The organism is Aliivibrio sp. SR45-2, assembly GCF_963890165.1.
Lineage (GTDB): Bacteria > Pseudomonadota > Gammaproteobacteria > Enterobacterales > Vibrionaceae > Aliivibrio > Aliivibrio salmonicida.
In genome coordinates this window covers 114,174-122,881 of sequence record NZ_CAWPRC010000194.1, presented here as the reverse complement: position 1 = coordinate 122,881, position 8,708 = coordinate 114,174, and the positions used below count along the sequence as shown (strand labels likewise).

5 protein-coding genes are annotated in these 8,708 nt (G+C 40.7%); 1 reads left to right on the top strand and 4 read right to left on the bottom strand.

From position 1 onward, the window contains the following. The 4 genes from betA to AACV33_RS18860 all read right to left on the bottom strand — a co-directional run. Positions 1-1,519: choline dehydrogenase (gene betA, locus AACV33_RS18875; protein WP_182699535.1), on the bottom strand; the 1,519-nt coding region annotated here is incomplete at its 3' end. Positions 1,520-1,578: 59 nt separating this feature from the next. Then, positions 1,579-3,039 (bottom strand): betaine-aldehyde dehydrogenase, encoded by a 1,461-nt coding sequence (gene betB, locus AACV33_RS18870; protein ID WP_182699534.1) that lies wholly within the window; start codon positions 3,037-3,039, stop codon positions 1,579-1,581. 23 nt (positions 3,040-3,062) lie between these two features. Next, positions 3,063-3,671 carry a transcriptional regulator BetI gene (gene betI, locus AACV33_RS18865; RefSeq protein WP_182699533.1) on the bottom strand — a complete coding sequence of 203 codons (609 nt, stop codon included), beginning with the start codon at positions 3,669-3,671 and terminating at the stop codon, positions 3,063-3,065. Positions 3,672-4,049: 378 nt separating this feature from the next. Beyond that, positions 4,050-6,116: a M4 family metallopeptidase gene (locus AACV33_RS18860; RefSeq protein ID WP_182699532.1), complete on the bottom strand. Its 2,067-nt coding sequence runs from the start codon at positions 6,114-6,116 to the stop codon at positions 4,050-4,052. 703 nt (positions 6,117-6,819) lie between these two features. Here AACV33_RS18860 and AACV33_RS18855 point away from each other — a divergent pair. Next, positions 6,820-8,682, top strand: coding sequence for a PhoX family protein (locus AACV33_RS18855; RefSeq protein WP_065609864.1), 1,863 nt, complete (start codon positions 6,820-6,822; stop codon positions 8,680-8,682). Positions 8,683-8,708: the final 26 nt, after the last annotated feature.

Here is an 8,708-nt window from a genome sequence, read left to right as displayed (position 1 = left end):
ATACAGAAGAATCGACAACGCGTAAATTCGTAATTCCACGTACGCGGCACTGTTCATCGAGTACAGCCATTGGGTCTTCTTTATTGCCCATTTTGCAGCCACAAGAAGGGTGGTAAGCACTTTCTACATTTTGCTTAACCCATTCATCAATCGCCTCGTCAGACGTGACCTCAATACCCGGTTGAATTTCTTCACCACGGAAGGCATCCATTGAGGGTTGCGATAAAATCTCACGAGTAAGACGGATACAATCGCGCCAATCTTGGCGATCTTGCTCAGTCGAAATGTAGTTAAAAACGATCTTTGGTTTTGCGTGAGGATCTGAAGAGGTTATTGATACTGTTCCGCGACTTTCTGGCTTATTTGGGCCAACATGAACTTGAAATCCATGGCCATCAAATGCGGCTTGTCCGTCATAACGCATCGCCGCAGGTAAAAAGTGATATTGAAGATTAGGCCACTTCAAGCCTTTGCGAGAACGAATAAAAGCACACGATTCAAAGTGGTTTGTCGCGCCTAACCCTTTGCGAGTTAATATCCATTCGGCACCAATGAGCCCTTTGCTAACTAAGCCTAATTTGCTGTTCAGCGTAATGGGTTCGTTACAATGATATTGAAAGTAAATCTCAAGGTGATCTTGCAGGTTTTCACCAACACCAGAGAGTTGATGCTTTACCTCTACGCCTGCGTTTTCTAAGACGGATTTTGGACCTATGCCTGACAGTTGCAGTAATTGAACTGAGCCAATTGAACCTGCGCTTGAAATGACTTCTTTATTTGCATGCACATTGATAATTTTTCCTGATTTTTCAAACTCAATACCAACGGCTTTGTTGTCTTTAAGTAGAATTTTTCTGGCGACAATACCTTTCATTAGCGTTAAGTTAGGACGCTTTAAAGCACGACGAAGATACGCGTTTGAGGTAGATGCTCTAACGCCTTTGTCTACCGTCATGTGCATTGGGCCAAAACCTTCTTGTTGATAGCCGTTGTAGTCTGATGTTTCTGGGTATCCAGCGTCTTTACCTGCATTGATGAAGGCTTGATATAGAGGATTAAGTGTCATGTCATTGCCATTACACGTACCTAAAGGGCCTTCGCCTCCGCGATATTGATCAGCGCCTTTGCTCCATGTTTCTGCTTTACGGAAGTAAGGTAAGCAAGCTTGGTAGTTCCAACCTGTCGCGCCATTTTCTTCCCATTCGTCATAATCACACGCGTGACCACGAACATAAACCATACCGTTAATCGACGAGCTTCCACCAAGAACTTTACCGCGAGGGCAATGCAATTGACGTCCATCGAGTCCGGATTCTTGTTGGGTCTCGAACTGCCATGCGTACTTTTCAGAGTTCATAGGGTAAGAAAGAGCGGTCGGCATTTGGATAAAAATACTCTTATCCGTACCGCCTGCTTCTAATAATAAAACGCTGTGTTGACCGCTTTCGGTTAGTCTATCTGCTAACACACAGCCGGCCGAACCCGCGCCGACGATAATATAATCGTAGCGTTGTTCCATGTCTGTATTCTCCGTGGCGTCTAGCGCATAGGGCTAGACGTTTTTATTGGAAGGGCAAATTAAGCGTAAGGGCTAGCGAAATCACCAAGCTCTATTAATATGCTTTTGGTTTGCGTGTAATGCAGTAGCGTTTCAGGGCCGTTTTCACGTCCAACACCTGAATGCTTATAACCGCCTACCGGCATTTCTGCAGGAGAGTCTCCCCACGTATTTACCCAACAAATACCCGCTTGCATTTGATGAATAACTCGGTGAGCTCGTGATAAGTTTTGAGTGAAAATACCGGCAGCAAGCCCATATTTAGTGTCGTTTGCGCGGCGAATAACCTCGTCTTCGTCAGTGAATTTAAGGACCGACATAACAGGACCAAAGATCTCTTGTTGAACGTGTGGCATATCGTCTTCGCAATTTACAAAGACGGTAGGAACCACAAAGTTACCGTTTTCTAATCCTTTGTCGGTTACTTGATAGCCGCCAGTAAGCAGGGTTGCACCTGACTGTTTGGCTTGCTCAATGGCCTCTAATACTTTTGCTAAATGCGCTTTTGAAATGAGCGCACCGACTTGGGTTTCGATGTCCATTGGGTCACCGACAATCAGTTTTTCAGTACGAACTTTAAGTTGGCTAATGAACTTGTCATAAAGATTTTCATGAACAAAAACACGAGTGCCATTGGTGCACACTTCGCCTTGAGTATAAAAGTTTGCCACCATCGCAGCAGAAACCGCATCATCCAATTTTGCGTCATCAAAGACGACCATTGGTGATTTCCCACCTAACTCCATCGTGACTGATTTTAGTGTTTTTGCACTGTCAGCCATGACTGCTTTGCCTGTTCCTGTTTCACCAGTGAAAGACACTTTTGCGATATCAGGGTGTGCAGTCAGCATTTGACCAACACGATAATCACCTTGAACGACGTTGAACACGCCATCTGGCAATCCCGCTTCAGTAAATATTTCGGCCAGTTTCAGTGCCGTTAAGGGCGTTTCTTCTGACGGTTTGAAGATCATCGCATTACCCGCTGCCAATGCCGGTGCTGATTTCCACATGGCGATCTGGATAGGGTAGTTCCACGCACCGATGCCCGCACAAATACCAAGTGGCTCACGACGAGTGTAAAAAAATTGGCTTTCACCTAGTGGCTGTTGGTCACCTTGCATTGCAGGAACCAACCCTGCGAAGTATTCAATGACATCGGTACCAGAGGCTACATCAACTTCTAATGCTTCTTGAAGCGGTTTACCGGTATCCATAACCTCAATATTTGCAAGGTCATTGTTTCGTTCTCTAAGTATTTTTACAGAATTGAGAAGAATACGGCTGCGTTCAATCGGTGACATGGCAGACCATACCGCGAAACCACGCTTTGCCGATTCAATAGCAAGCTCAAGATCGGCTTGAGAGGCTTGGCCTAGCTGTGCAATGGGTTCGCCATTAGCAGGATTAATGCTAGTGAAGGTTTCTCCAGACGTTGCCTGAATAGACTGACCATCGATGTATAACGAATTCATTTCCATTTTAATCTCTGACTTAATAATTATTATGAGTGGTTTTTATTTTTTGAATAAAATGAGAGTTGTTTTTCAAGGTAATCGTTAATGACGGTACGGGCTTTATTTGCGTCAATGCCTTCGGGGTTCAATGTACCTCTTAGCCATATACCATCAATTAACGACGCTATCCCGTGAGCAACGAGGTCAGCTTGTTGATTATTAAACATTTCTTTTAATTCAATTTTCAAATGAGACAGCAATCGTTTTTCATTTACACGCTGTAAACGCTTTAATTGAGCGTCATGCATCGAGTAAGACCAGAATGCGAGCCACGTTTTAGCGACTTCATTTTCTGCTTGATAGCCCTCGAAATTACCATTAACAATGACAGTGATACGCTGTTGGTGAGCGTCAACAGGTAAGCTTTTCAGTTGAGTCGTGATGGTATTAGACAGTTGGCGAAGAATTTCACGCATGGTTTCTTCTAAAAGACCATGCTTGCCACCAAAGTAGTGATTAATTATCCCTGTAGATACTCCCGCTTCTTTGCTAATTAAAGCAATGCTCGCTGCGTGTAGACCGACACGACCAATAACGGTCATTGTCGCTTTGACGAGTTGTGGTTTTCGTATGTCAGGCATCCCTACCTTGGGCATTTGCTGTCCTTTTATTTTTTATTGAACGTTCAATTAATTATAAAATGACAGATATTTAGTTAGAGTACAAATTATTATTTTGATCTTGGTTTTTTTGAAATGCTTCGTTTTTGTTTAAATTACTTTATAAACAGTGATTTGCGTGTGGTTATAAAATTGTTAATTAATGTTTTAATTGTTTTTATATTCGAGGTGTAAAGATTTGAGGTGTAATCGTTTTGACAGGTCTCTGATTTTTTTCTGAAATTTTCATTGTCTAATATAGGAATGTTGGATTGTAATTTTTGTAATGAGGACGAACATAAAAGCAGTTCTCAACATTAGAAAACTGCTTTTTATATTAAGGCTTTTTATGATAATTTATCGCGCCTTTGATACTCATCGACAAGGGCGAAGGTATTGCCATACTGTTGGGTATAAATAAGGATCCCAACCTGATGATGGTTGAAGGGAGCGGAACATATAGCCCTTCGATTGTACGATTTCCTGATAATAGTAGTGGGTGTATGGACTCCATTCTGGTACATATGCACAATAATCTTCAGGTTGTGGTACCGGTGGAGTAGGTAGCGGCGGTGTCGATTCACTGTTTCCTGCAATGAGTAAAATGACGTCAGAAAAATCAGACTTACTTACGACCAATACATGATAGCTATTGGCGGGATAATCTAAGAATAAGCAACTTTCGTCGGTGCCAGAATTTTGAGAGGAACAGTCGTAATCCGTCGGTGTTGGTTGGCGATCAATGGCAATGAATATATCAATATCTCCCTGGCCTCCGAAAGTATCAATACTAACGTAACCATTGGATGGCGGATTATTCAGTCTAAAGCGTGGTTTGTCACCGTAAACTCCTTTTATTACCGTTGGCTGATTTAATACTAACGTGGCTTCATTCGAGGGCGTTGGCGTCTCTGGATTGGGTATCGGTGGCTGTGGATTCGGCGTTGAGCTTTCACAGCGTTGTACTGTTATTCCTACTTGTTGAAAGGCCGTAGCAATCGACTGCGTTTCATAACCGAGTTGTGTTGCAGCCTGACAAATCCCTTCAGCCCCTTGTTGGAAGGTTGAACGTGGTTGCCAAAATAGTTTATTCGCCGTTGCATAAACTAAGAATGCTTTTTTGATATCCCAGTCTGGACTGGTCGCAAGAAGATAAAAAGCGTGGTTAAAAATCCCCGAACTATGGTGAACATCAATGCCATTATAATATTGATTAACATGTTGAATGGACGTACCATCTTGTGATGGATTGATGAAAAAACGCATTGCTTCTGAATGTTTCATTACGTGTTCACCCATCTTCCAATTGAAAGAACCGTGAACAAAATAACTCAATGCCGCGGCGGAGACATCGGAAAAGGATTCGTTCATACCTCCAGACATACCACGGTACTCTAAATTGGAGTTTTGTTCGGTGTAGCCATGGCTAACTTCATGGGCAATGACATCCCAGGTAGCCAGTGGATACATGTAAGATCCTCCATCGCCAAAGGTCATCTGTTGTCCATCCCAAAATGCATTACCATAGTTATTACCATAATGAACGCGCATCGTTAGTTTTTGACGGATTGGCCGAGTGTTTAACCACTCGCCATACATATCAAAGACTCGTTGACCAAAATATTGTGCATCGTTCATCGGAGCATAGGCGCCATTAGCTGAACGAGCGGTATTCTCAGGACAAGTGAATTGGTGTATGCGTCCGCTCCACGTACTGCTATTCATATCAAGAGTCACCACGTTTTTACTGTCCATCTGACAGGCATCATTGACTTCAAATCCACCAAATTTACTATTGTCACTGAAATAGTAGCGCCCACTTTTTTGGTTACCGCCAACCCCCTCTGCTTGTTTAAAAGCAATGCCCTCCCAACGATCGAGAATACGACCATCTTTGGCATCTATCATCGTGATTGGACGGGATGGGGCTTTATCTTTAACGGTTAAATAAGAAACACGGTATATAAGTTGTGCCATTTTTTGATCATTAATTATAATCATTAATTCGGCGGATTCTGCGTCAGTATGGGCAGATGTTGTTGTTCTTTTTACGTTGGATTTATTCGTTCCTTTCGCAATGTTAATGGCTTGATCTTGATTGATGAGCGGTAGAGTCGACCCAATATCACTCTCTATATCTTGGATAACATTACCAGTGATGGCTTGAGCAACGCTATAGTGATCTTTTAATGACACGACAGATTGGCCATAGATGGGAATACCGAGATACCGTTGTTGATGACGAACCCATTTTTTTCCTTGTTGTTCAATATGAGTTTGTTCTGTGAAGCTATATTGGTTAGGGGGACCTGCAGTATTTGTTGTACTTAATGGATTAAGAAGCTTAGTTATATCGACATCTTGAACATCAAGAACGGTAGCACTCTGTACTGCAAAGGTGAAAGGTGTTAGTCCTAGCAAGACGAAATATTGTTTTTTCATTAGTATATTCTTCCGGTTTATTGTTTTTATATTTTTAATAACTCCGGCATATTATTTGTATTTTTTAATATAAACCTAAAGCGTGTGTATTTGATTTTATGATCTTGAATCAATAAAAAATAAATTTATAACCGTATTTTTATATTAATTATTAAATATAAACTGTTTTTTATTAATGATATTATCATTTATTGTTAGTTTTTATTTTATATAAAATTATAAACTTGGATTATAGTGCCTAGTTTATTTATATAGAAAATTAAGTGTATTATAAATGGTTATTTTTAACATCAAGGTGACGGTGTTAAGTGACTAATTATACTTAAGTTATAATCGGTTTCGGTATGTTTAATTTATATATTTGTTTATAAGTTGTATTAATTTATATTTAAACTAAATATTGAAACATATTAATTACTACATGAATGAATAACAATTATTTTTATTCTAGGTTGTCATCTGATCTATTATTTACTTCTATTACCTTAATGTTGTAAAGGTGTTTGATATGGATTGTTCTGGTGAATAATCACATTGTAATAATGTAAATAATTGCCTTTGTTGTTTGAAACCGGATCTTAATTTAATAACAAGCAATAAAACCGACACAAATCTTCCACGAAACTGTCATAACTCCCCTTTAGGCTACAGCTGATTATATAAAACACACTTATAAAAATAACGATTTCAAAAGGGAAGTATGATGAGCAATTTTGTAGAGAAAGAATCAGATTTTAGCAACATGGTTAATGCACGTTTATCTCGCCGAGGTTTTTTGATGGGAACTGCTGCAGCAAGTGCAGGTGCATTTTTAGCATTGAATCCAGTGGCAAAAGCGATCGCGGGTAGCATGGATAACTCGTTATTAAACTTTGATACTATCTCGGTATCAACAAGCGACAATATTGTTGTGCCAAAAGGATATCGCTCTAGTACGTTAATGTCATGGGGAGACCCAATTTTTGCTAACGCCCCTCAATTTAATCCTAATGGCAAACAAGACTCAAAAGCTCAAGCGCTGCAATTTGGTGATAATACCGATGGAATGAGTGTGTTTCCATTATCAAATGATCGCGCCATTCTTGCGGTAAATAATGAATACACCAACTACGAATATTTGTTTGCTCATGAAGGCAATACGATGACGGCTGACGATGTGAAAAAAGCACAAGCAGCCGTAGGTGTTACGGTGGTTGAAATCGTGAAGAAAAATGGTCAATGGACGATGGATATTAATGGTCGAGCAAACCGTCGTATCACTGCTAATACAGAAATGTTAGTAACCGGGCCAGCAGCAGGTCACGATTTATTGAAAACTAAAGCAGATCCAACGGGTAAGAAAGTATTAGGAACATTCAATAATTGCGCGAATGGTGAAACGCCGTGGGGCACTTATTTAACTTGTGAAGAAAACTTCAATGACTTTTTTGGTTCAGAAACGAAAGCCGCATTAACCGCTGATGATAAGCGCTATGGCATTGAAGCTGAGCAAAGTAAATATCAATGGCATAACTTTGATGATCGTTTTGATGTCGCTAAAAATCCGAATGAACCAAATCGTTTTGGCTGGGTGGTTGAAATTGATCCCAATGATCCAACATCAACGCCATTAAAACGCACCGCACTGGGTCGATTTAAACACGAAAATGCCGCCTTAGTTGTGAACGATGATGGTCATGTGGTTGTGTATCTTGGTGATGATGAGCGTGGTGAGCATCTTTATAAGTTTGTATCAAAAAACAAATATCAAGAAGGCAATAAATCAGCTAACCGAGACTTGCTAGAAGAAGGGACACTTTACGTTGCTAAGTTTGTAATGAAAGATGACAAGCTAGAAGGTGATGGTCAATGGCTAGAGCTGACTTATGGCAAAAATGGATTAACCAAAGAGAATGGATTTAATAGCCAAGCGGAAGTGATGATTTTTGCTCGACGTGCCGCCACACAAGTGGGTGCGACAACGATGGACAGGCCTGAATGGGTTGCAGTGCATCCTGATAAAAAACACGTATTTTGCACATTAACGAACAATAAAAACCGTGGCGTAAAAGAAGGCCAAGAGGTTGATGGTGTTAATCCACGAGCTGAAAACCATTACGGACAAATTGTGCGTTGGGCACCCACCAATGCCAACCATGTTAGCGATACATTCCAGTGGGATTTATATGTAATCGCAGGTAATCCAACGGTTCATAAAGGCAACTTGTACGCAGGCAGTGACAATATAAATAAAGACAATATGTTTAATAGCCCTGATGGTATTGGCTTTGATAAGGCGGGTCGTTTATGGATCCAAACCGATGGTAATTATTCAAACAAAGGCGATTTTGCAGGGCAAGGTAATAATCAAATGTTGTGTGGTGATCCTAAAACGGGTGAAATTCGCCGCTTCTTAACGGGTCCAATTGGATGTGAAATTACGGGATTAACGTTCTCTGATGATCAAAAAACCATGTTTGTTGGCGTGCAACATCCGTCTGGGCATTTCCCTCAAGGTGGGGACAATAAACCACGTTCAACCATTGTAATGATCACTAAAGATAACGGCGGTGTGATAGGAAGCTAACTTTTCTATTATAAAATCGTTTATCC

Excerpts from the sequence above, each read along its gene's own strand:
- betB (WP_182699534.1), bottom strand. The coding sequence starts at position 3,039 with ATGGAAATGAATTCGTTATACATCGATGGTCAGTCTATTCAGGCAACG.
- betI (WP_182699533.1), bottom strand. The coding sequence starts at position 3,671 with ATGCCCAAGGTAGGGATGCCTGACATACGAAAACCACAACTCGTCAAA.
- AACV33_RS18860 (WP_182699532.1), bottom strand. The coding sequence starts at position 6,116 with ATGAAAAAACAATATTTCGTCTTGCTAGGACTAACACCTTTCACCTTT.
- AACV33_RS18855 (WP_065609864.1), top strand. The coding sequence starts at position 6,820 with ATGAGCAATTTTGTAGAGAAAGAATCAGATTTTAGCAACATGGTTAAT.